Source organism: Leptolyngbya subtilissima AS-A7 (genome assembly GCF_039962255.1).
Lineage (GTDB): Bacteria > Cyanobacteriota > Cyanobacteriia > Phormidesmidales > Phormidesmidaceae > Nodosilinea.
On sequence record NZ_JAMPKY010000008.1, the window covers coordinates 192,767 to 214,446 of the forward strand.

Consider the following 21,680-nt stretch of genomic DNA (forward strand, 5'->3'; position numbering starts at 1 on the left):
AAGCGGGTCTACACCCTAACCTGGGATGGCTTGCTTCTACTAGACTGAGGGCAAGCGCCGCTATCCGGAAGCATTGAGGCTTTGTTCATCAAATATTGATACATCGCCCAATTTCGCCCCATGGAAACTTTAGCCTGTAAGTCTGGCCCCATATGGTCAACGATGGCCAAAATTGCTGACCGATCGCTAATTTGAGCGCCTAGTTATCAATAGATCCAGCATACCCAGAGGAACTGGGCTGGTTAATGAGTAAATTCACAGAAAAGATGGCGCTTGGCGTAACCAGCCAGGCCAGACTGAGCGGTTTGCGAATATTGTTCTGCTAGGTCTTCCGATGGTTTGGAACCCCCTCAGGTTGTTAAAAACCCTGATTCACTTTGAGGTCGTTGGGCCTTTGAGTAAAGGACTGCGCAACTTACCCGGCATGACGGACTCAGGTATCCCTATGACCCAAGCTTTAGACGCCAACAATTTAGTTCCAGTAACAGGGAAACAGATGCTGTGGCTGCCAGGAGCCGCCGTGGAAACCGCCGATGCTCTCACTAAGTCGGTAGCCTCCCTCAACTACGGGGTCACCACCGAGTCGGAGCCCTCACTGGTGAATACACCTATGGTCATTTGGCCAGGGCCGGAAGCTAGTTTAGAGCTTGGCCCCCTGCTCGAACAGTTAGGGCAACAGGTCGCCTATCAGGAAGCCACCCTGATCGATTTTCGTCAGCCCGACCCGGCGATCGCGGCTCTCTGGGGCAGTTTAGACGATGGCGTCATGGGTGGAGTCAGCGCTAGCCAGGTGCAGTGGCGGGAGGGGCTGAGGCTTGTGGGGGAGGTGTCTACGGCCAATAGCGGTGGGTTTGCCTCGATTCGCACTCGCAACCTTGAGCCGCCGCTGAATCTGGGGCAATGGCAGGGTACAGTGCTCTCTGCCCAAGGCGACGGCCAACGCTATAAGTGGATTTTGCGCGACACCTCTGGCTGGGATAGCCTGGCCTACTGCCGATCTTTTGATACTGAGGCAGACCGACTGAGCACGGTAAGGACGCCGTTTTTGGAAATGGTTGCTACTCGCCGCGCTCGCACAGTGCCGGAGGCTAGCTCTCTTAACCCGGCTCAGCTGTATTCTATGCAGCTGATGCTGAGCAAGTTTGAGTACGACGGTGAATTAAACCCGGCGTTTCAACCCGGTGCCTTTGAGCTAACGGTGCAGAGTCTTGGGGTCTATCGACAGGGTCCAAAGCCGGTAATCGTGCTGCCAGGAGAAAATGCGGCTGAATCCGCTCAACTGATAACAGCGGCGGGGCTGACAGGAGTGGTCCGCCAGGGGAAAAGCTTTGCGGTAATTGGCACCAGTGACAAATTGCCGCCAGAGGTTGAGCCAGCCATAATAGGGGCAATCTTTGAGTTTTTTAGGTAAAAAGCGAGAAGCCTGTGGCTTAACGGAAATCTTCGTTAAGCCACAGGCTTCTGAACAGTACGAGAGGGGTTAGTAGGCCGATCGCATGTCGCCGCGTTCAGCTCGAGCGCTCTCTTTGGCTTTAGCGGCGCTCTTTTTGAGGGCTTCGAGACGCTTGATGTAGCGATCGCGCTGACGCTTTTTGGGAGTTTGCTCAATTAAGGTTTTGAGGGCGCTACCCAGGCTCTTATAGGCGTTGGGTAGGGTGTAGCCAAAGCGTGTGGCAATGGCAATCGCTCGCTCATCAGCGGTGATGCTTTCTTGCAGCGTCTTCTGGTTGTTGTTGCGCTTATAGAGCCGCCAGCTAGAAAACCCGCATAGCCCCAGAGCCAGCGTGAGCAGCAGCCCATCCTGCACCCACAGTTCCCCCACAGCGCCGCCAAGACCAATAGCTAGAGCCGCCATCTCCCAACCGTCGCGGGGAATGGTGTCGTTTTGAATGCGGCCAACCTCGTGCCAAAACAGCAGGTTGCGCTGATCCAGAGCCAGCTGCTCCCACTTGATCAGATCGACTTGAATTTCGACCTGGTCTTTGCCCAGCTCCTCGCAGGTGATCAGCGGTGGGGTGACATCAATGGCTGACTCCACCGTCACCCAGCTCTGAAGCTCTGGGGGCAGCAGACTTCTCAGACGGCGAAGCTCACCCATATCGGCGCGGGCAGTGGCGGTGGCGTACGAGGTCATGGAGATTACGGGAGTGACAACAAATCAAATTTATTAATAGATCCTACCTTAAACCTTTTTAGTCAAGGGGCGGTTATCCGCTCTCGGGATTGGTGGGGAGGAAAGCGTTGGGCTAGGCTAATAGCTGGCTGACATCAAAATCTGATCCACGGAAAGGTTGAGGCACGGGAAAGTGCTTGATTCGAGCGCTTGGTTGCTGACAAATCGCTGCATTTGGTATTCGCCCTCAATGAGCTGGCAAAGGGTGATGGTGGGTTGTTTGGGCTGACCGATATAGCGAACGGCTCCCAAAGCCCGATAGTCCACAATCCAGTATTCCTGAACGCCCATGGCTTCGTACTCCACGAGTTTGTGGCCATAATCGTCGCGCCAGTTGGTGCTGACCACTTCAATCAGCAGGGGTACCGTTTTGCCCAACTGCACAGTGGAAGCACTTTCCCAGAGGGGTTCGTTCGCTAGCTCCCGCTTATCGAGCACAATCACATCGGGGCGATAGCCCGACTCGGGCTGCTGAGGCTTGATTAACCCGCTTTTAGGAATGGTGTAGGGCAGGTTTTGTTGCCGAAAGTGCAGGGTTAATTCTTCGGCCAAAAAGGCACCGATAAGTTCGTGGGCCCCGGTAGGCTGCATTTTAACAACGTACCCGCTGTAGAGTTCGTACTGACCACCGCTTTCAGGAATCCATTCGATAAATTCCTCGAAACTCATGGCGCTGGTATTGAGGGCTTGAACCATGATGATTCCACTAAAAGATCACATTAAAGGAGCCAATGTCTCGGGGTCTACGAGGGCAGTCGCCTCTCGCTGCTCTATTATGCTGTCGAGCTGAGCGATCGCCCTATCCAACAGATCATAGCCAGCTTCCACCGCATCAATTTGGCAGAGCTGTTGGCGGAGGGGAGCAGCTCCTTCAAAACCTTTGACATACCAAGCCATGTGCTTGCGGGCCTGGTGAATGCCCTTCTGACCTTTGTACTGCCACAGCAGCCCCAGATGCTCGCGGGCGCAACGCAGCCGCTCCACTGAGGTATGCGCCGCAGGGATGATGCCGGTTTTTAAGAATCCGTCGATTTCACCCACCAAAAAGGGGTAGCCCAGAGTCCCCCGTGAGCACATCACCCCATCGGCCCCAGTTTCTTTTAGGCAGCGCACCGCTGACTCCACTGAGACAATGTCGCCGTTAGCAATCACTGGAATCGAGAGGGAGGCCTTGACTCGGGCAATCCAATCCCAGCGGGCGGGGCCGTGGTAGCCCTGGCTGCGGGTGCGACCGTGGAGGGTGAGCATTTGAGCCCCAGCCGCCTCCATGCGACGGGCAAATTCGACCGCATTGATGTGGTCATCATCCCAGCCCAGGCGAGTTTTGATGGTGACGGGCACGGGCACCGCCTCAGCCACAGTGCGCACAATCGCTTCAGCTATTTCGGGCTGGCGCAGCAGTGACGACCCGCCGCCCTTTTTGGTGATTTTATTCACCGGGCAGCCCATGTTGATATCGATGGTTTTGGCCCCCTCGGCGACAGCTTTGCTAGCGGCAGCGGCCATAAAGTCAGGGCGACAGTCAAACAGCTGAATAGATATGGGCTGCTCGCGATCGCCAATATCCATAATCTTCTCCAGCTGCTGGGCGTGGCAAACTCCAGTAGCCTGCACCATCTCGGTGTAAAGCATCGAGACTGGCGCGTAGCGACGCACTAGCTGGCGAAAGGCGCGATCGGTCACGCCCGAGAGGGGGGCCTGGAGCACCCGGCTCTGAATAGTTACCGAGCCGATCACCAGGGGCGATCGCAGCCGCTGCAGGAGCGTGGAGGAGAGAGAAACCATGACCATCCGAATACTTGACTAGAGCTTGCCCACCAGCCAATAGGTGAGCATTTGGCCACGGCCCTTAACCGCCACGTAGCCGCGCTGCTCAAACTGAAACTGGTCCTTCAGTCTTTCGTACAGGTCGGGGGTGACCTGAATGCGCTGGGCTTCTCCAGTAGCTTCCATGCGGCTGGCAATGTTGACGGTGTCACCCCACAGATCGTAGGCGAATTTACGCCGCCCGATTACCCCGGCCACTACCGGACCAGTATTAATGCCTACTCGAATCTGAAAGGTCTTGCCGTCGGGGCGGGGAAACTGCTTGATGGCATCGCAGATGTCGAGGGCAAACTGGGCGATCGCAGCGGCATGGTCGTCGTTGGGAGAGGGCAGGCCCCCAGCCACCATGTAGGCATCGCCAATGGTTTTAATTTTTTCTAGCCGATGAAACTCAGCTAGCTGATCAAACATCGAAAACACTTCGTTGAGCAGCTTGACCAGCTCGCGCGGCGTCATCTCGCTAGAGGCGGCGGTAAAGTCAACTAGATCGGCGAACAGTACGCTGATCTGATCGAGGCTCTCAGCAATGGTGCGCGCTCCGCCCTTGAGGCGCTGAGCAATGCGATAGGGCAGAATGTTGACCAGCAGGCGATCGGCCTGCTGCCGCTGCTGGCGCAGCTCAGTCTCCATTTGGCGACGTTCGCTGATGTCATGGACAATGCCTTCATAGTGCAGGAAGGTGCCCGCTTTGTCCCACACCTTCCAAATATCCTCGCTCACCCAAAAGGTCGTGCCGTCTTTGCGAAACACCTCCGACTCGGCGTCGGTAATTTTGTCAAAGCGATCGAGATATACCGTCAGTTCATCGCGGCGCTTGGGCTGGAGATAGATTTGGCGACTGATATCTTCGACGGTGGCCACCATCTCCGGGGCCGACTCATAGCCATAGAGGCGAGCCATGGAGGGGTTGACGCTGAGCAGCTGCCCTGTAGCCGAGGCCTTAAAAATACCCACCGTCGCATTCTCAAAAATGCTGCGGTAGTTCATCTCGGCCGAAATCAGCGCCTGCTCCATCTGGGTGCGTTCCTGCACCTCTTGGATCAGGAGCGCGTTTTGCTGGCTGAGCTGCTGCCGCTGCTGGGCCAGCCGCAGTTGGTTTTGCACTCGCACCAGCACTTCCTGCACCGCAAAGGGCTTGGTGATGTAGTCAGTAGCCCCAACTTGAAACGCTTTGACCTTGTCTACCGAATCTATTAAAGAACTCAAAACAATCACCGGTATCTCGGCGGTGAGGGGGTTGTGCTTGAGCTGCTGGCACAGAGAGTAACCATCCATGTCGGGCAGCAGAATATCGAGCAGCACCAGCCCTGGGCGTCCTGCCGAGATCAGCGCGATCGCCTGCTGCCCACTTTCAGCCACCTGAATTCGGTACCCCTGCTGGCTCAGAAGCCGCTGCAGCAGGCACGATGTCTCAGCATCGTCGTCGACGATGACTAAATCAATGGCAATGGGGGCATCATCCACAGCACGGGGGCAGGGCAGACTAGGGGATTGGTCTAAGCATACGGGTATTGAGCCGAAACGATGCACCGGATCTACACCCTGGGCACTAGGGTAACGCCATCGTGCCAGAGGGTGTGCTCAAAGGAGAATGATTGATGGCTAGCTACCGCACCTTAAGTGCGCCACCACGGTTGCGGTAGCCCGTCACCAACCCCTGGCGAAAGGTAACTTCGCCGTCTGAAAAGTGAAACACTTCTTCGCAGCTGTTGTCGTTGCGGCTGATGGCCACCGGGGTTTGCCCCTCAGCCCGCAGCACTTCAGTCCGGCTGGAGCCCATGGTCCAAAACTCAGCAGCAGTTTGACCGGGCAGCAGGGCCGGGGGTTGCGCCGACACCTTGAGGTTCTGGTCAGAGTTGAGGTAGCCAATCACCTGGCCATTTTCAAACAGCACCGAGCTTTTGCCGTAGTACAGGGTGGTAAAACCGTTCGAGGTGTATTGCTCTTGGCGAGTGGGTGTGCCCTGGAGTTGCAACACGTCGGTTTCGGTAGATCCTAATGTCCAGTGGTCTTGAGGTGCGCTCACTGAAACCACCACGTCGCCGTCGGCTAGGACCTGGAGGTTGCCGTCGGGGTTGTCGTACTGCTTCACGTAGCCGTTGTGCAGCTCAACGATGCTGTTGCCGTAGCGCAGGGTTTGCTGACAGGCCCCTTGATACTGCATGGTTTGGGAAGGCGCTCCCTGAATTGCTGTTACCAGATCGCGATCGGAGCCTAAGGTCCAGTAGGTTTTGTGGTCGGGGGCGCGGCTGGCCCGGTTACCCACATTGCTTTGGGCATACTGCAAGTTGCGCTCGTACTCGACGACTTTTTGTTTGGCTAAAGCCGCATTGGTGTGGCCATTGGGTACCGCTCGCATGTAGGCGATCGCCCGCTGCCAGAGAATGACCACCTCAGCCCACTCTTCGCTAAACTCTGCGCTTTGGGTGAGCTGTGCCGCTTTCATGGCCTGCTCAGATCCCTGACGAAACGCATCGTTGTTGACGGACACAGCAGCACGAGCGGGCAGCCACGACCAGGTGCGATCTTGGGGATTAAGAAATATGAAACCAGCGGCGATGCCGAGGCCTACCGATAGCCCAACCGCACTCCAAGTCAGTCGTTCTCGCAGGGTTTGCCCCGGTCGCTTGAGTACAAAACTGTACAGGGTTTGAGGATTTTGCCCGTCTAGCTCAGGATGGCTACGTTTAGTCATAGGGATTAAGGAGGAGTGAACAACCCCAGTACCAGTCTGTGGGCTAAGGGCCACAGCAGAGCTCGTCTGGAGCTTCCGTTAAGGATCAAAACCTAAGGAGATATGCAGAGAATAGGAGAGGATAAAGCCCCAGGATAACGCCGGAGAGCGCAGAATTAGTATGGGTATATTTAGCCAAACGGCGGAACCTTTAGTCCTCGCCCAAGCTATCTCACAAAACTAGACTATGATTTTAGGCTTTCTTTAGTTTACGGAAGCTTCTTTAAATTGCCCGTCTGAGTCAATCTCCCACCACCTCCACCTCACTATTTCCTGATCCCCCATGGATGCCCTACCGCTACGCTGGAACCTGCCCAAGGCGGATGCCGCCCCTGAAAGCTGGGTAGCGACAGTAGCTCGGGCAGTTCCGGGAACAACGCCGCCCCGCTGGCTGGCCCAGGTGCTGTGGCAGCGACAGCTAGGTTTTACAGAACCGCTAGAGGGCTGGCTAAATCCGGCTCTCTACCAGCCCACCCCCGCTAGCGTCCTGGGGCCAGCAATGGCGATCGCTGTCAGCCGCCTCAAGCAGGCGATCGCTACTGAGGAAAAAGTTGCGATCTGGGGAGACTTTGACGCCGATGGGGTAACCTCTACCGCCGTACTGTGGGATGGGCTGGGGCAGCTGATCCCAAAGGGCGATCGCCTCACCTATTTCATCCCCAACCGCCTCAGTGAATCCCACGGGCTGTCGCAGCGGGGCCTCGACCATTTGGCTGCGTGGGGCGCAACCCTGCTGGTGACCTGCGACACCGGCAGCACCAGCGGCGCTGAAATTGCCTACGCCAAGACTCTGGGTCTGGAGGTGATTGTCACTGACCACCACACCCTGCCAGAAGACGACATTGGCGCGATCGCGCTAATCAACCCCCGCAGCCTGCCCCCCGAGCATCCCCTGTCCACGCTGTCGGGGGTGGCGGTAGCCTACAAGCTGCTAGAGGGGCTGTACGAAGCGATGGATACGCCACCACCGCTACCGCTCGATCACGTACTTGATCTAGTAGCCATTGGCCTGATTGCCGACCTAGTAGAGCTGCGGGGCGACTGCCGCTACTTAGCGCAGATCGGGCTTCAACGATTGCAAACCCAAACCCAGCCCAACTCACCCTACCCACGACCAGGGCTAGCCGAGCTGCTGGCGTTGTGCAAGCGTACGGGCGATCGCCCCACCGATATTTCCTTTGGGCTGGGGCCGCGCATCAATGCTGTCAGCCGCATCCACGGGGACGCTAGCTTTTGTGTGGAACTACTGACCAGTCGCGATCGCGATCGCACCAAAACCCTAGCCTACGAGGCCGAACTGGCCAACACCCGGCGCAAAGCCCTGCAGCGCGATCTTTACAGTCAGGTGATGGCGCGCCTGGCTCAGGTCGATTTGGCCACCACCCGCTGCCTAGTGCTGGCTGACGAGTCTTGGCCCACCGGCATTTTGGGATTAGTGGCAGGGCAAGTCACCCAAGCTCTCGGACGCCCAACCATTCTGCTGCGCATCGACCCGCCCTCGGAGGACGGTAGCCCTCGGCTGGCACGGGGGTCGGCCCGTTCGGTGGCAGGGCTCGATCTCTATCAGCTATTTCAGGCGCAATCGGCGTTACTAACCGGCTTTGGTGGACACCCGTTAGCAGCGGGGCTGACGCTGCCAGTGGAACATATTGAGGTGCTGGCGGCGGCGCTCAACCGTATGGTGCGCGAGCAGTTGGGCTGCGACGGTGCGCCGCAGCCCCTGCTTCAAGTCGATCTCACGGTGACGGTGGCAGATCTGGGTCAACCCCTGTTTCGCGAACTCAAGTGGCTAGAGCCCTGCGGCATGGGCAACCCGGTGCCGAAGCTGCTGCTTGGCAATGTCTGGTTTCGGAATGTCTTTCACAAGAAATTGCGCGATCGCCAAAACAAGGCGGTGAGCTTCATCAAAACCGAGTTTGAGCTGTGGGATGACGCAGCCGAGACAGGCTTTCCCGGCGAGTGGTGGGGCCACTACCGCGACGAACTTCCCCCAGGCCGCTGTGATGTGGTGGTCGAACTCGATTTCAACAGCAACACCGGCTACCACGTCAAGCTCATAGACGTGCGCCCCACTACCGTAGGCGAGCCGGGGGCAGAACCAGGGCCGTCCAACTCCGTTCTCGACTGGCGGCAGCATACTCCTGAGGATCAGGAGCAAGCTCTGGTAGTCAACCAGATACCGATGCAGTGGAGCGACTGGCAGGCATGGCAGCGGCAGGCCGCCCAGGCAAAGCTGCCCCTAGCCCTAGCCTTTTCTCCGGCGATCGATGACCTGTCGCCGGGGGAGGTCTGGCAAGAGCTGGTGGGCTTAGCCAAGTACCTGGTTCGCACCCAAACTCCGGTGACGCAATTGCAGCTGAGCGATCGCCTGCGCCTCTCGCCCACCAGCCTTTCCCTTGGCTTAGCTGCCCTGGCAACCGCCGGGTTTAAGATTGCCGCCCCAGACACCTCCACCCTTGAGGCAGACACAATCACCGTTCAGGTTGACCCTACCCCGGTTTCGCCTGACCCAGCAGCCGTACAACATTTTCTCGAAGTGGTGCAAGAGGAGCAATTTCGCCGCCGCTATTTTGCCCAGGTGCCGGTGGCTGCCCTTTCCTGGTAGGGTGGGCACTGCGCAACATCTTCCGCCGCCATGACCGCCGACTGGTTCTATCCTTTTCCGCCCCTGATTGAGGGCACAGTACTCAAGCGCTACAAGCGATTTTTTGTCGATATTGAGCTAGAAACCGGTCAGGTGATCGTTGCCCACTGCCCTAATACCGGACCCATGACCGGGGTTTACCATGTCGGCGGACGCGCACTGGTTTCCTACAACTCCAACCCTAAACGGAAGCTGGCCTACACCTGGGAACTGGCAGAGGTGCGCGACACTGTGCCCACCTGGGCCGGAGTCAACACAGCGCTGCCCAATCGCGTGGTGAAGTCACTGCTGGAGGCGCGACAAATTCCAGAGCTAGGCGACTACACCTCCATTCGCCCAGAGGTTCGCTACGGCGGCGACGGCAAAAGCCGAATCGACTTTGTCATTTCTGGAGAGGATGAAGCCTTAACAACCTACGTTGAGGTCAAAAATACTACCTGGGCCAAGGGCACCCTAGCCCTGTTTCCCGATACGGTGACCACCCGCGGCCAAAAGCATTTACGGGAACTGGCGGCGCTGGTTCCTGAAACCCAGGCGGCGATGCTGTACTTCATCAACCGAGGCGACTGTACCGACTTTGCCCCTGGAGACGAGACCGACCCTACCTATGGCCTGCTGCTGCGCGAAGCCATAGCCAAGGGTGTCCAGGTTCTGCCCTGCCGGTTTGAGGTGACTCCCGCTGGGCTGCGGTACTTGGGATTGGCAAATTTGAGGCTGAATTGAGGAAGGTGTAAGGTGCAGGGTCCAAGGTTCAAGGGTGTGCCTTATACCCTGCACCCTATACCCTGTTTTTTAGCGGGCGGAGTAGGTGAGCGATCGCCACGCAAAGTGAGGCAACGCCAGCATTCGCCGCCAGCGCCAGGGCTCTTTGTAGAGGCGGTAGAGCCATTCCAGGTGATTGTTGCACATCCACTCGGGGGCACGAGACTTGACCCCGGCCCAAATATCAAAGCTGCCGCCAACGCCAATCCACACGCTGTTGGGGCAGAGGTAGCGGTGGTCGCGAATCCACAGTTCTTGGCGGGGCACGCCCATACCCACCAAAATCACGCTGGGCTGGAGCTGCTCTAGATGGCGCAAAAACTCGGGCTGATCGGTTGGCCCTAGGTAGCCGTGCTGGGTGCCCACTACCTTAAGCCCGGCTATCTGGCGCTGCCAATACATAGCGGCACGATCGGCCACGCCGGGTACACCGCCATACATAAAGACTGTTTCTTGGGGGGAGATGCGCTTGAGTACTGTGGCAGCCAGCTCAATACCTGGCGCGCGCGCTATCCGCTGCCCTTTAGTGCGAAAGTACAGCACGACCCCCGCCCCGTCGGGAATCACAAGTTCGGCATTGACGATGACCTGGCGCAGGTCGGGGTTTTGGTCGGCCTGCATGGCCATTTCGGCATTCAGAGTGACCACATGGGCCCCATACCCTCGGCGATACTGATCGACGAGCCAGTTTGCATAGTTGGTCCGCCAGTGAACAGGCAGCCCCATCACCTGCAAAACTTCTGGTGCATTTGACTGTGCCAACACCATGAACACCTTCCCCAACTGAATTGTGGGCGCTAAACCGCTGAGTGTGTGTCTTCAGCGCTCGGGCTTGGGCCCCTGTGCGCATTAACCATAGAAGACCATACCTCGAAACTGAATCAATGTGTTGCATTTCTCAACGTCAAGGCGGAGGCTTTAATTTATAGCGTCGGCCAGTTCGCCCAAGGTCTCTAAGGCTTTACCAGCCCGGGCCTGCACAGCAGGAGTTTCGTCGTGGTGAAAGACCTGCTGAAGACAGGCAAGAATTGGTGGCTTTTGAGTTTCAGGCGCCGCTAGAGCTTTTGCTAGGCCTTCGAGAGCAGCCATTGCTGCATAGCGCACTACCCATTCTGGGTCCTGGGCAGCTCCAATTAGTACGCTAAGCACCTCTTGTTGAGATGAAGGCGCTTGGTCGGAAGGCAGCTTAGCCCAATCGATGGTGCCCAACCCCCGTGCCGCGGCGCGGCGTACGCTCAGGGCAAAATCCCCTTTGGCCGTTTCTAGCAGCACGGGCAGGGCGCGCGGGTCGCCGATCAGGGCTACGGCCCGGATGGCCCAGGCTCTAGCGCCGTAGTTATAACCATCAATTTGTTCCAACAGCGCAGGCACAGCGTCTTGGCCCAGGGCCACCAGCCCATCCACGGCGGCCACCGCAGCACCAGGGTTGTTATACCCCAAAACGGTTATGAGAGTAGGAATGGCGGCGACATCTTGAGCGGCTGCTAAATGATGGACCGCAACAACCATTGCGCCCTTAGAATCAGCGGCTTCGACCGCCCGAACTAGCTCTGCTACTGTCGCGCCCACAACTAACCGTTCTCCAGCCCTACTTGATACCCAATTAATTCGTTTGTGCTGCCAGCCCTCAGCCCTTACAGCAGCTCATCCATTAGTAACAATACCTGGCGGGCTTCATCCGTCAGGCCGCGCTGGGGAAACCCAATCTGCCGCAGGTGAGCGTCTAAAACTCCCTGAAGGGCAATCAGCTTAAGGCTGTTTTCGGCCAGGGTGGCGGCAATGGGTTGGGCGGCGGGCAAATAGCCAATCGCCCCTAAATCCATCATGGCCGATCGCCGCAGCTGCAGGTTGGGCTCTTGCAGGCGCTCTACTAGGCGATCGCAGTAGGTTGCCTGCCCCGTCAGCTGGTAGAGGGCACGGGTGGCGGCATTTTGCACTTGGGCCACCTCATGCTCTAAAAACGGGGTGATTTCGTCTACCGCATCGGTAGCACCCAGGGTGCCCAAGGCCTCTAGCACAGCGTTATAGGGCTGCACCAGGTGAGGTTTATCGGGCACCGCAACCGCAGCAGCAACCCCTCCAGCCAGCAGCGATCGCAGCGCTGGAATCGCCTGAGGATCGCCCAGAGACTCTAGCGCTTGGGCAGCGGACTCACGCACGTAGTAGTCCTCGCACTCTAGACATTGAATCAGCGCCGGAACAACGGTGCGATCGCCCAGTTTTCCCAGTGCTCGAGCAGCATTGCGACGCAGCGGGTACCCCCCATCGGGGGCACGATCGCCCTCATCCTCCAAAGCCGACACCAGACCAGCAATCGCCTCGGGTTGGGCCACGCGAAAGCGCCCCAGCCACCAGGCAGCGTAGTAGCGCAGGCCGGTATCAGCGGTTTGGCGCAGGTTTTCGATGGCCTGCTCCACCGTCAGGGATTCTCCCTCGGCGTTGACCAACTGCTGCGGATTTTGTCCCATACCTTAGTATGTCTCCAGCATTTGCAGACCCGTCTTAGCTTAGTCGGCCGACAAAGGCTGAATGCTGACGATTTTGCCGCCCATACGGGTAATGCGCTGCATTTCTTCGTTCATGCGGCTGTAGGGCACCTTGATAAAGGTGCTGCCGCTGTGACGAATGGGGTAGTTGTTTTGATCGGTGGCGTCGTTTTGACGCAGCCCCTCAACCTCGTAGAGAAAAATGCGGTTAGTAGTCTGACTGCCAAAGGCGTTTTGAGCGAGCATAGGAAACTCTCCTGGTCGTTGCGAGATCTCGACGAATACGGCGTTTCAAGCATCCCTGGCGCATTCTTTAGAGAATACGCCAGGGATAGCATCTGGTTTAGAGGCTAGCAGCGGTAACGTTGGTTACCCTACCACCCTGCTTATGAATCTGCTGAAGCTTGGCAGACAGCTGTTCGTAGGGCACCAGGTAGGCAGTATTGATGCGCCGTACCTTGGGATAGCGAGGCAGGTTAGCCCCAGACACCTCAATCCGGTAGACCTTGCCAGCACCAACACCGTAGGGGGTAGACCCACCTAGGGCCTGGCTGGGAGTATTCAGCTTGTTCGCCTGGGATGACCAGCCGGCAGCAGCACTGGTGGGGCTGATGATCGAAGACGAGGTGTTGCGGCCCAGTTCCCCAGCTAGGCGCGACTTTTTGCCGCCCGCCTGGGAAGTATCACTGGTGGCGTAGCCCCGATACATTTGGAACATCCGGGTAAAGCCTACCGAACGCTGCCCCGCTTGATAAACAAAGCTGCGGTAGTAGGGCACTACGTTGTCGCCAAAGTTAGCCTGGTATTCTTCGCTGTCGATGAACGAGTCAACATCGGCATCGTAGCCCTGGGTCTCGTAGCGATCGAGGTGATCAACCACCTCAGACTCGTCATAGACGGCGCGACCGAGCAGGTGCTTGGTGTGCAGCTCAATCACACGGGTTTGGAAATTGCCGTAGAAGAATTTTTCTTTGTAGAGCTCAGACTTGGCCACAGCCCGCACAAAATCGCGCACGCTGATGTAGCCATTCTTGAGCAGCGACTCGGCACCGACTAGGCGCTCAGATTTCATCAGGTAATCGTTACCCAACAGCTGGCGATACACGGCTCGGATGACCACATCGGCATCGTCGGGAGTCCAGTTGGCACGCAGCTCTACGGGCAGGGTTTCATCAAATGCAGCGGTTCCCAAACGGGATGCTGCCGTTGTAATAGGCACAGGATTATCCTCCTTATCAACACAGTGAGCGTGAGCTCAATCTACACAGGCAGAATAAAAAAGGCGCAGTACTCAAGTTAGGTCTCCTTGAAGTGAGCGAGCTAAGGCCTAAACCCTAGATGACTCATTCCCAGGTGATCACCAACACGGTCTGCAAAAGCAAGACCAAGCACTCCGCCATATGAGGTATTAAAGCCGCAGCCTAGGCCAGGTCGACTTTAGTTACCCGACCGCCGGAGCGGTTAACTTGTTGAAGTTTGCGAGACAGCTGCTCGTAGGGCACCAAAAACTCGGTGCAGGTGCGACGCACCTGGGGACGACCCGGCACAGTGGCCTGGGTAACCCGCACCCGATAGAGCTTCTCGCGATCGCCTCCAGACCCGCCGACAATAGCGGCTCCGGTAGCTCCGCGGCCTACAGGCGACGAAGAGTTTTTAGCAATTTCAGACACGAGCTGTGAACGAACGCCCCCCTGGGCACGATCGCTGGTGCCGTAGCCCCGATAGAGCTGAAAGAAGCGGGTAAACCCGACCGTCTTTTGGCTCCGCTGGGTTAGGTGGCCGCGATAGTAGGGCACCACATTGTCACCAAAGTTATCGCGGTACTCTTGGGAATCAATATAGGAATTGATTTCCGCAGCGTAGCCATCGGTGTTATAAAGGTCGGTGTGAAAGGCGATTTCGTCTTGGCCGTAGGGTGCCCGACCCAGCAGGTGCTTGTAGTTCAGCTCGATAAAGCGATTCTGTGGCCCGCTCAGGAAAAACTTATCCCGATATAGGTCAGACAGGGCCAAAGCCCGCACAAAATCTCGAACTGAAATAGCTCCCTGCCGTAGCAAAGACTCGGCGTTGGTATTACGCTCGCTGGCCATGATGTACTGGTTGCCAAAGACCTGACGGTAAGCAGCACGAATTGCTGCCTCCACATCGCCTTCGATCCAGTTAGGCCGCAGCTCTACCCGCATCGACTCGTCGTAGGGCGAAACGCCAAGGCGTCCCGCCGCAGTGGTTACTGCCATGGTTGCCTCCTTGAGCGTATATAGATACAACAATGCCCGGAGCAGCAAACAATCGCTAACAATGCGCTAACAACTGTCTGCCCCTCCGGGCAAATGGCCAACCTAGCTTAGAGCGTTGATGGCGTAGTCGATGTAGGAGTTGGCTTCGGTGGCTGCGTCGCCAGAGAGACCGTGGTTAGCTTTGATGTACTTCAGAGCTTCCACGTACCAGCTGGGGGATAGTTCGAAGGTGCTGTTGATTTCGTCGAGGCCAGCAACCAGGTACTCATCCATGGGGCCAGTACCGCCAGCTACGCAGCAGTAGGTGACCATGCGGAGGTAGTAGCCGATGTCGCGGGCGCACTTGCCTTTGCCACGCTCATCAGAAGCGTAGTTAGCTCCCTGCATTTGGGTGGTGTAGGGAAACTTGTTGTACACAGCTTGAGCAGCGCCGCTGACTAGAGAATCAGCTTTGTTGGTCAGAGCTTTAGCAGCTTCCAGACCAGCGGTGGCTTGACGTAGACGGCCAAAAGCAACTTGCAGTTCAGAAGCGCTCAGAAAGCGACCTTGAGAATCGGCTGCTGCAACAGCTTCGGTTAATGGGGTTTTCATAGTCTAAGATTCTCCTTAAATTGTCTTCACAGCAAACGAACAGGCAGTGAGAATTAAGCCAAATTGGCTCAACTCAAGTGAGGTTCAATTTAGGCTGAACCTAGGCAACAGCTGCAGCAGCCAGGTCGAAGTAGCTACCGATCTCAGAGTAGAGGGAGCTGCAATCGCCTTGGGTGATGCCGTTGGTGTCAGAGACGATACCGATAGCGGCAGCCTTCATTTTCTCAACGCCAGCGGCTACGGAAGCACCGGGGGTACCCAGAGCAACGTAGGTCTCGCGCAGGCCGTTCAGGCAGCGATCGTTGAGGACGCTAGCATCGCCAGTGAAGGTAGCGTAGGTCACATAGCGCAGGATGATTTCCATGTCGCGCAGGCAAGCAGCCATACGGCGGTTGGTGTAAGCGTTGCCGCCGGGAGCGATGAGCTGGGGCTGTTCGGCAAACAGAGCGCGAGCGGCATCAGACACGATCTTGGAAGCGCTACCGGTCATGCGGTTAACAGCATCGATCCGCTTGAGACCGTCGCCGGTAACACGGGATAGAGCATCTAGCTGATCGCTAGACAGAAAATCTCCTCGTGCATCAGCCTGAGAAACAACCTTAGTATATGCGTCAAACATCGACTCAAATCTCCTAATTTTTGTCGCTGAGTTGCTTGAAAAAGGTCCGAGGACCAAGTTAATCATTAGTTCAGCCGGAGCTGTCTAACCAATCTATAGGAAGGATCTTAAAGATCAGCGTGCTCGGTTTTCTCATCTAGTTTACATTTCTTCAAGGTTGTTCAAGCTTCTACACATTCGGCTCAACAGTCTCAAAGGGAAGGCAGATGAGATAAGGAAAGGCGTCTCTGTAAGAGATCCGCAACATTCCTCGAAACCGTTGCCTGAATTGGCTTTCGCTAATTCAATTAACCCTCCAAAGATGTTTATACACCGCTGGTGTGTCTTTGTCTTTTACAAGTTATTAAGAGAAAGTGACCCTTACGATGGGGGCAAAGCGAAAGAATTCTGCTATTTCAAGCACTCTAGGGGCTTTGAATTGGGTTCAAGTCTTCTCAGATAACGTAACATTCCGCAACATTGCGACTAGGAATGGAGCTAGATTTGCAGGGGTTAAAGACTTTCATCGGGAGCGCGATCGCCATTCCCTACCCCAATTGTGATGCTCAGTAGACACTCTGCTGGCGGCGACTAGCCCAAGCCGCCTCTGACCTAGCCGCTGCAATGGCCCGCAGACAGCGGTAAGATCCAGATAGGTCGACCCGGTGTCGGCTGTATTAGATTGCTAATCCTGAGCACGCCAGTTAGTAACAGTTAAGACAGTAGAGACCTGCCCCATGGACGTAATGGACTTTTTCCGCATGAGTGCGGGCCAGTGGAATTCTCAACGCACTACCCACCACCTGCCCTTTCGCCGGGCTGAGCTGGGCGGGTCCACTATTGCCGTGGAGGCATTGGACGCCGGACATCCCAGCGTGATAGAAATTTGTAACCTGCATGAGGTCGACCCCACCCTTGCCGTCGGCGGTGCGCTTGTTACCTGGCAAGGGGCAATGGCTTGGGATAAAGAGGACGAGAACCACGAAGGCAGCACTGTGTTTGCCCTAGTGCCCGATGCTGACGACCCCAGCCGCGGCCAGCTGCTGCGCGAGCGAGGCTATGCCGAAATTGTGCCTGTGATTGGCCGTTACGAAATCGACGGCGACGAAGGATTGCTGCTGATTACTGAGTACGAAACTATGAGCTCGGTAGAACGCTTTTGGTTTGCCAACCCCAACCTGCGCCTGCGCACTAGCGTGGTGAAGCGGTTTGGCGGCTTTAGTACCGCCTCGTTCTGCGCCGAATCTCGGCTAGCTGCACCAGCTGCCGAAGCCGAGGGCGCAAAAGAACAAGCGTTGGCGCCTGTGTCGGCCTTTGGTTGGTAAGAAGCTGAGTCGGTCACACAGCTCGGTAGCCCCTATAGCTTGAATGAAAAACCCCTCTTCAAATCTGTGAAGAGGGGTTTTATGTAGGCATGTGGATTTAAAGGGGCTAAATCCCTGCTCTCATCGTCAAGTCTGATGCTGCATCAATAAGCTGACCTCGCTTCGGTGGATTGAGGCTGAGGACTCGATCAGAAATTTACTCTATCACTCCAATGGCGCATTCAATTCTTTTTTGAGAAGAAAATAACTGAACCTTTCTTATTTGAAGAAACATAACTGATTGTTACTCTCTCTATCGAAATAAGAATACTTAATCACCCTATCCCGTAGGCTAAGCCTTAACCATTCCCGACCATTTTCAAACTTAAAAATCAAAGCTTTTTAAGCAGCGAGAACGGTAGTAGGTCGTCTATTTTCTGCGGCCTCAAATTGAGATAGAGATTCTGTTTTATTTTCCACGTGGAGGAAAAATAGTTGTGACTTTGCCACTATTAGCCTATGCCCCCAGCAGTCAAAACCAGCGCGTTGAGGGCTATGAGGTGCCAGGAGACGAGCATTCTAGGATTTTTACCCTAGATAAAACTTCTTCCCCCACCGATGTGGATGTGCTCGATATGGATGCCTTAATTTCGGCAGCCTATCGGCAGATATTCCATGAGCAACAAATGCTAAAAAGCAATCGCCAAATCCTGCTGGAATCGCAGCTGCGCGGCGGTTTGATTTCAGTAAAAGACTTTGTACGCGGGCTAGCGACATCTGATGCCTTTCGCACCTGGAACTACGAGGTCAACAACAACTATCGCTTTGTAGAATTGTGTGTGCAGCGGTTGCTGGGTCGCCAAGTCTACGACGACAAAGAAACCCTGGCTTGGTCAATTGTGTTGGCCACTAAGGGGGTTGAAGGGCTGGTAGATGCCCTGATGGGCAGCGAAGAGTACACCACAAATTTCGGGGAAGGTACAGTTCCTTACCAGCGGCGGCGGGTATTGCCTCAGCATGCTCAGGGCGATCTGCCCTTTGAGCGGATGCCCCGCTACGCCCACGATCACCTAACTCAGCTAGAGTCGTTGGGCTATGACTTCTCAGCCGATCGCCGCCTAGCTCAGAGCGACTGGATGGAGACTCCTGACGCGGTACGCAAAGTTGCTGGGGCAATTACCGCTGGGCTGGCCATCTTCCTGAGTTTGGTTGCGATCGCAACCATCTTTTCGTGGTTCGGCTGGATTTCTCTCTAAACCACCGGCTCTGTTGGCCAAAAGTTTGTCCGCGCCTGTAGCTGAAGCCCTCCGTAACTATCGGGGGGCTTTTTTTGCGTCGGGCGCGGGCGATGACCACAACCAAAACAAATTGCTGATTACAAAGCAATATCTAAGAACATCATGATCACAAAGCCACCCATGAGGCCGAGGGTGCCCCGCTGGCCAAAAGCCTTTTGATCAATATCGGGGATAATTTCGTCGACAATGACGAACAGCATGGCTCCGGCGGCAAAGCCCATGGCCCAAGGCAGAGCAGCCTGGGCAAAGGTAATAACAGCGGCACCAAACAGGCCACCAATCGGCTCAATTAAGCCCGTCAATGACGAAACCGCAAAGGCCTGACGAGGGGCATAGCCAATGTCGCGCAGGGCGATCGCCACCACCAGCCCCTCCGGAATATTCTGCAGCGCAATGCCTAAAGCCAGCGCGATCGCCCCGGCCTGCTCACCACCGCCAAAGCCTACGCCTACCGCTAGGCCTTCGGGGAAATTGTGCAGGGCGATCGCGATCACAAACAGCCAGATGCGCTTGATGTTTTGAGCCTCTGGCCCCTCTGGCCCCTTAAAAAAATGCTCGTGGGGAAAAACATTGTGGGCTCCCCACAAAAACGCGCCGCCAAGCAGAACCCCAGTGACCATGACTAGGGCGGCGATCGGGCCGGGATAGCCTAGGGCGATCGCCGCATCGGTACCGGGCAAAATCAGCGAAAAGGACGTGGCCGCCAGCATCATGCCGCCGCCAATGCCCAGCAAAATACCCTGGGTACGCTCTGACGGGTCGAAGGGCAGCAGCACCGGCAGCGCGCCAATGCTTGTACTCATGCCGGCAAAGAGACTCGCGAGGAATCCAGAGGCTAGGGGGTTCATGGGGTGGATGGGTGGATGGGTAGAGGGAGTAGGTCACTCAGAGTTAGACGGCGGTAGGCTGCTAGGCCCAGCGAGGTTACTATACTAGTCTCACTATCTTTAGTAGAGCAGTAGAACGAACTACACCCAGGGCACCCATCCACCCCTTACCCATCCACCTCTCACCCCTCACTCCCTATGACCCCTGAACTCACCCGCTTTGGCGAGGAAATGTCTCACCTCACCGGCGTGCGCGCCATTATGAAAGACATAGTCGAAACGCTGCGCGCGGGTCAGGGGCAGCATTTCATTAACCTCAGCGCGGGTAACCCGGTGATCTTGCCTGAGATTGAGCAGCTCTGGCGCGACTGCACCCAGGAGCTATTGGCCAGCCCTGAGTACGGCAATGTGGTGTGTCGCTACGGCACCAGCCAGGGCTACGAGCCGCTGATTGAGGCCATCAAGAATGACTTTAACCAGCGCTATGGGCTGGAGTTGAGCGATCGACATATTCTGATCACCCCCGGTAGTCAAGCGCTGTATTTTCTAGCTGCTAACGCCTTTGGCGGCCACAACGCCACCGGCCGCATGAAAGATATTGTGCTGCCCCTCAGCCCCGACTACACCGGCTACGGCGGCATTTCCCTGGTGCCCGAGGCGGTACGGGCCTACCGACCCACGATTGATGTGGATGAAGCGGCCCATCGGTTCCGCTACCGGCCCGACTTTAGCCAGCTCAGCATTACCGACGACACGGGGTTTGTGCTGTTTTCGCGCCCCTGCAACCCCACGGGCAACGTGTTGAGTGGTGAGGATGTGCAGCAGATCGCCAGCCTGGCCGCGGCCCACAACGTGCCGGTATTGGTTGATTCAGCCTACGCACCGCCTTACCCGGCACTCAACTTTACTGATATGGAGCCTGTGTTTGGCGAGAACATTCTCCACTGCATGAGTCTGTCGAAGGCGGGGCTGCCGGGCGAGCGACTGGGGGTGGCGATCGGCGATCCGGCAATTATCAATGTGCTGGAGTGTTTTCAGACGAATTTTTGCATTCACTCGTCGCGCTACGGGCAGGCGATCGCAGCTCGTGCCATTGCCTCCGGCGAGCTGGCCCGCCTGGCTGAACAGGTGATTCGACCCTACTACCAAGACAAATTTGCGGTGCTCGCAGCGGCCCTAGACCAGGCCATGCCCAACGACCTGCCCTGGTACCTACACAACGGTGAAGGGGCCATTTTTGCCTGGCTGTGGTTTGATCAACTCCCCATTACTGACCAGAACCTGTATGAGCAGCTCAAGCAGCGGGGGGTGATCGTGGTGCCGGGCAATCCCTTCTTCCCGGGTCTGCGCGAAGACTGGCCCCACACTCGCCAGTGCGTGCGCCTTAGCCTAACCGCCAGCCGCGAAGATTTGGCGGAGGCCGCGACCCGTTTAGGTGCCCTCGTGAGCGAGGTCTATCAAGCCCAGCCTAGCCCTGTAGCGGTGCCCGCCTAATGGCTTCCCCTGCGTCTAATGCCATGACTTCCGAAGACTGGGTTGAAATTGGCCGCATTGTTGCCCCCCAGGGCGTGAAGGGCGAAGTGCGCGTCTACCCCAGCAGCGATTTTCCAGAGCGGTTTTTGGAACCGGGAGAGCGCTGGCTCAAGCGCCCCCGCAGCCTCACACCGGAGACCGTAGAACTGGTGCGCGGACGGCATATCGACGGCAAAGGGCTATATGTGGTGCAGATTGCGGGCGTCAACAGCCGCGATGATGCCGAAGCGCTGCGGGATGCGGTGCTGCTGGTGCCCGCGGGCGATCGCCCCCAGCTCGATGACGACGAGTTTTATGTGGCTGACCTGGTGGGCCTACGGGTGATCGTGCAGGCTACGGGCGACGAAATCGGCACCGTGACTGATATATTTGCCGCCGGCAACGACCTCTTAGAAGTTACTTATTATCCTGCCGCCGAGAAGAACTCGCAGCCAGCTAAACCTCGCAAGGTGCTGGTGCCCTTCGTTACCGCCATCGTACCGGTCGTGAATCTAGCTGAGAAATACCTTGAAATTAGCCCTCCGGTAGGGCTTTTAGACCCTTAGCCTTATAGATTCCTTATCTTTGGGCCCTATTGTGGCTATCAACGACCATAAATGGAACGACCAACTCGCCCCAGTCCTCTATAGAGGGCTGGGGTTTGCTTATGCAACTGAGTCATCGACA

General features: G+C 56.6%; 21 protein-coding genes. 7 read left to right on the forward strand and 14 right to left on the reverse strand.

What is annotated here, in order from left to right; genetic code table 11:
- Positions 1-445: 445 nt before the first annotated feature.
- Entirely contained in the window at positions 446-1,411 is a 966-nt protein-coding gene (locus tag NC979_RS17835) for a CIA30 family protein (RefSeq protein WP_190519372.1), read from the forward strand.
- A gap of 69 nt (positions 1,412-1,480) precedes the next feature.
- On the opposite strand, the gene NC979_RS17840 is transcribed toward NC979_RS17835, so the two are convergent.
- The 5 genes from NC979_RS17840 to NC979_RS17860 form a co-directional block, all read right to left on the reverse strand.
- Positions 1,481-2,134, reverse strand: a complete 654-nt coding sequence (locus tag NC979_RS17840) for a DUF3318 domain-containing protein (RefSeq protein ID WP_190519374.1) — start codon at positions 2,132-2,134, stop codon at positions 1,481-1,483.
- A gap of 117 nt (positions 2,135-2,251) precedes the next feature.
- The gene (locus NC979_RS17845) at positions 2,252-2,869 is read right to left on the reverse strand and encodes a Uma2 family endonuclease (protein WP_190519376.1); all 618 of its coding nucleotides are present in this window, start codon (positions 2,867-2,869) and stop codon (positions 2,252-2,254) included.
- Positions 2,870-2,887: 18 nt separating this feature from the next.
- Positions 2,888-3,958, reverse strand: a complete 1,071-nt coding sequence (gene dusB / locus NC979_RS17850) for a tRNA dihydrouridine synthase DusB (protein WP_190519378.1) — start codon at positions 3,956-3,958, stop codon at positions 2,888-2,890.
- Positions 3,959-3,976: 18 nt separating this feature from the next.
- A complete protein-coding gene (locus NC979_RS17855) occupies positions 3,977-5,464 on the reverse strand; it encodes an adenylate/guanylate cyclase domain-containing protein (protein WP_190519381.1) in 1,488 nt (495 codons plus the stop codon).
- Between the two features lie 142 nt (positions 5,465-5,606).
- Positions 5,607-6,695, reverse strand: coding sequence for a hypothetical protein (locus NC979_RS17860; RefSeq protein WP_190519383.1), 1,089 nt, complete (start codon positions 6,693-6,695; stop codon positions 5,607-5,609).
- Positions 6,696-7,017: 322 nt separating this feature from the next.
- On the opposite strand from NC979_RS17860, the gene recJ reads away from it, so the two are divergent.
- Both recJ and sfsA read left to right on the forward strand, forming a co-directional pair.
- On the forward strand, positions 7,018-9,339 hold the full coding sequence (gene recJ, locus NC979_RS17865; protein WP_190519386.1) for a single-stranded-DNA-specific exonuclease RecJ: 2,322 nt from the start codon (positions 7,018-7,020) through the stop codon (positions 9,337-9,339).
- A 30-nt stretch (positions 9,340-9,369) separates the two neighbouring features.
- Positions 9,370-10,101: a DNA/RNA nuclease SfsA gene (gene sfsA / locus NC979_RS17870; RefSeq protein WP_190519388.1), complete on the forward strand. Its 732-nt coding sequence runs from the start codon at positions 9,370-9,372 to the stop codon at positions 10,099-10,101.
- Between the two features lie 69 nt (positions 10,102-10,170).
- On the opposite strand, the gene NC979_RS17875 is transcribed toward sfsA, so the two are convergent.
- The 8 genes from NC979_RS17875 to cpcB all read right to left on the reverse strand — a co-directional run bounded on the left by NC979_RS17875 (position 10,171) and on the right by cpcB (position 16,073).
- Entirely contained in the window at positions 10,171-10,908 is a 738-nt protein-coding gene (locus tag NC979_RS17875; protein WP_242024022.1) for a WecB/TagA/CpsF family glycosyltransferase, read from the reverse strand.
- Positions 10,909-11,058: 150 nt separating this feature from the next.
- Positions 11,059-11,709, reverse strand: coding sequence for a C-phycocyanin alpha-cysteine-84 phycocyanobilin lyase subunit CpcF (gene cpcF, locus NC979_RS17880; RefSeq protein ID WP_431191079.1), 651 nt, complete (start codon positions 11,707-11,709; stop codon positions 11,059-11,061).
- 65 nt (positions 11,710-11,774) lie between these two features.
- Positions 11,775-12,608 (reverse strand): C-phycocyanin alpha-cysteine-84 phycocyanobilin lyase subunit CpcE, encoded by an 834-nt coding sequence (gene cpcE / locus NC979_RS17885; protein ID WP_190519391.1) that lies wholly within the window; start codon positions 12,606-12,608, stop codon positions 11,775-11,777.
- Positions 12,609-12,647: 39 nt separating this feature from the next.
- Positions 12,648-12,872, reverse strand: a complete 225-nt coding sequence (gene cpcD / locus NC979_RS17890; RefSeq protein WP_190519393.1) for a rod-capping linker protein CpcD — start codon at positions 12,870-12,872, stop codon at positions 12,648-12,650.
- Positions 12,873-12,969: 97 nt separating this feature from the next.
- Entirely contained in the window at positions 12,970-13,845 is an 876-nt protein-coding gene (locus NC979_RS17895; RefSeq protein WP_190519395.1) for a phycobilisome rod-core linker polypeptide, read from the reverse strand.
- A 202-nt stretch (positions 13,846-14,047) separates the two neighbouring features.
- Positions 14,048-14,863, reverse strand: coding sequence for a phycobilisome linker polypeptide (locus NC979_RS17900; protein WP_190519397.1), 816 nt, complete (start codon positions 14,861-14,863; stop codon positions 14,048-14,050).
- Positions 14,864-14,965: 102 nt separating this feature from the next.
- The gene (gene cpcA / locus NC979_RS17905; RefSeq protein WP_190519399.1) at positions 14,966-15,454 is read right to left on the reverse strand and encodes a C-phycocyanin subunit alpha; all 489 of its coding nucleotides are present in this window, start codon (positions 15,452-15,454) and stop codon (positions 14,966-14,968) included.
- 100 nt (positions 15,455-15,554) lie between these two features.
- Positions 15,555-16,073 (reverse strand): C-phycocyanin subunit beta, encoded by a 519-nt coding sequence (gene cpcB / locus NC979_RS17910; RefSeq protein ID WP_073606857.1) that lies wholly within the window; start codon positions 16,071-16,073, stop codon positions 15,555-15,557.
- 716 nt (positions 16,074-16,789) lie between these two features.
- Between cpcB and NC979_RS17915 the strand changes: the two genes are divergently transcribed.
- Both NC979_RS17915 and NC979_RS17920 read left to right on the forward strand, forming a co-directional pair.
- Positions 16,790-17,377, forward strand: coding sequence for a phycobiliprotein lyase (locus tag NC979_RS17915; RefSeq protein WP_190519402.1), 588 nt, complete (start codon positions 16,790-16,792; stop codon positions 17,375-17,377).
- Positions 17,378-17,853: 476 nt separating this feature from the next.
- Entirely contained in the window at positions 17,854-18,612 is a 759-nt protein-coding gene (locus NC979_RS17920; RefSeq protein ID WP_190519404.1) for a phycobilisome rod-core linker polypeptide, read from the forward strand.
- Between the two features lie 119 nt (positions 18,613-18,731).
- Here NC979_RS17920 and NC979_RS17925 read toward each other — a convergent pair whose 3' ends face one another.
- Positions 18,732-19,457, reverse strand: a complete 726-nt coding sequence (locus NC979_RS17925) for a ZIP family metal transporter (RefSeq protein ID WP_242024023.1) — start codon at positions 19,455-19,457, stop codon at positions 18,732-18,734.
- A 222-nt stretch (positions 19,458-19,679) separates the two neighbouring features.
- On the opposite strand from NC979_RS17925, the gene NC979_RS17930 reads away from it, so the two are divergent.
- Together NC979_RS17930 and rimM are read left to right on the forward strand one after the other, a co-directional pair.
- Entirely contained in the window at positions 19,680-20,975 is a 1,296-nt protein-coding gene (locus NC979_RS17930; protein WP_190519408.1) for a valine--pyruvate transaminase, read from the forward strand.
- 23 nt (positions 20,976-20,998) lie between these two features.
- A complete protein-coding gene (gene rimM / locus NC979_RS17935) occupies positions 20,999-21,559 on the forward strand; it encodes a ribosome maturation factor RimM (protein WP_190519410.1) in 561 nt (186 codons plus the stop codon).
- Positions 21,560-21,680: the final 121 nt, after the last annotated feature.

Bases quoted from the DNA above. Each gene is read 5' to 3' on its own strand.
- NC979_RS17860 (WP_190519383.1), bottom strand. From the start codon at position 6,695: ATGACTAAACGTAGCCATCCTGAGCTAGACGGGCAAAATCCTCAAACC.
- NC979_RS17930 (WP_190519408.1), top strand. From the start codon at position 19,680: ATGACCCCTGAACTCACCCGCTTTGGCGAGGAAATGTCTCACCTCACC.
- cpcB (WP_073606857.1), bottom strand. From the start codon at position 16,073: ATGTTTGACGCATATACTAAGGTTGTTTCTCAGGCTGATGCACGAGGA.
- NC979_RS17840 (WP_190519374.1), bottom strand. From the start codon at position 2,134: ATGACCTCGTACGCCACCGCCACTGCCCGCGCCGATATGGGTGAGCTT.
- NC979_RS17835 (WP_190519372.1), top strand. From the start codon at position 446: ATGACCCAAGCTTTAGACGCCAACAATTTAGTTCCAGTAACAGGGAAA.
- rimM (WP_190519410.1), top strand. From the start codon at position 20,999: ATGACTTCCGAAGACTGGGTTGAAATTGGCCGCATTGTTGCCCCCCAG.
- NC979_RS17915 (WP_190519402.1), top strand. From the start codon at position 16,790: ATGGACGTAATGGACTTTTTCCGCATGAGTGCGGGCCAGTGGAATTCT.
- cpcA (WP_190519399.1), bottom strand. From the start codon at position 15,454: ATGAAAACCCCATTAACCGAAGCTGTTGCAGCAGCCGATTCTCAAGGT.
- dusB (WP_190519378.1), bottom strand. From the start codon at position 3,958: ATGGTTTCTCTCTCCTCCACGCTCCTGCAGCGGCTGCGATCGCCCCTG.
- cpcE (WP_190519391.1), bottom strand. From the start codon at position 12,608: ATGGGACAAAATCCGCAGCAGTTGGTCAACGCCGAGGGAGAATCCCTG.
- cpcD (WP_190519393.1), bottom strand. From the start codon at position 12,872: ATGCTCGCTCAAAACGCCTTTGGCAGTCAGACTACTAACCGCATTTTT.
- NC979_RS17900 (WP_190519397.1), bottom strand. From the start codon at position 14,863: ATGGCAGTAACCACTGCGGCGGGACGCCTTGGCGTTTCGCCCTACGAC.
- NC979_RS17845 (WP_190519376.1), bottom strand. From the start codon at position 2,869: ATGGTTCAAGCCCTCAATACCAGCGCCATGAGTTTCGAGGAATTTATC.
- NC979_RS17875 (WP_242024022.1), bottom strand. From the start codon at position 10,908: ATGGTGTTGGCACAGTCAAATGCACCAGAAGTTTTGCAGGTGATGGGG.
- sfsA (WP_190519388.1), top strand. From the start codon at position 9,370: ATGACCGCCGACTGGTTCTATCCTTTTCCGCCCCTGATTGAGGGCACA.
- recJ (WP_190519386.1), top strand. From the start codon at position 7,018: ATGGATGCCCTACCGCTACGCTGGAACCTGCCCAAGGCGGATGCCGCC.
- NC979_RS17925 (WP_242024023.1), bottom strand. From the start codon at position 19,457: ATGAGTACAAGCATTGGCGCGCTGCCGGTGCTGCTGCCCTTCGACCCG.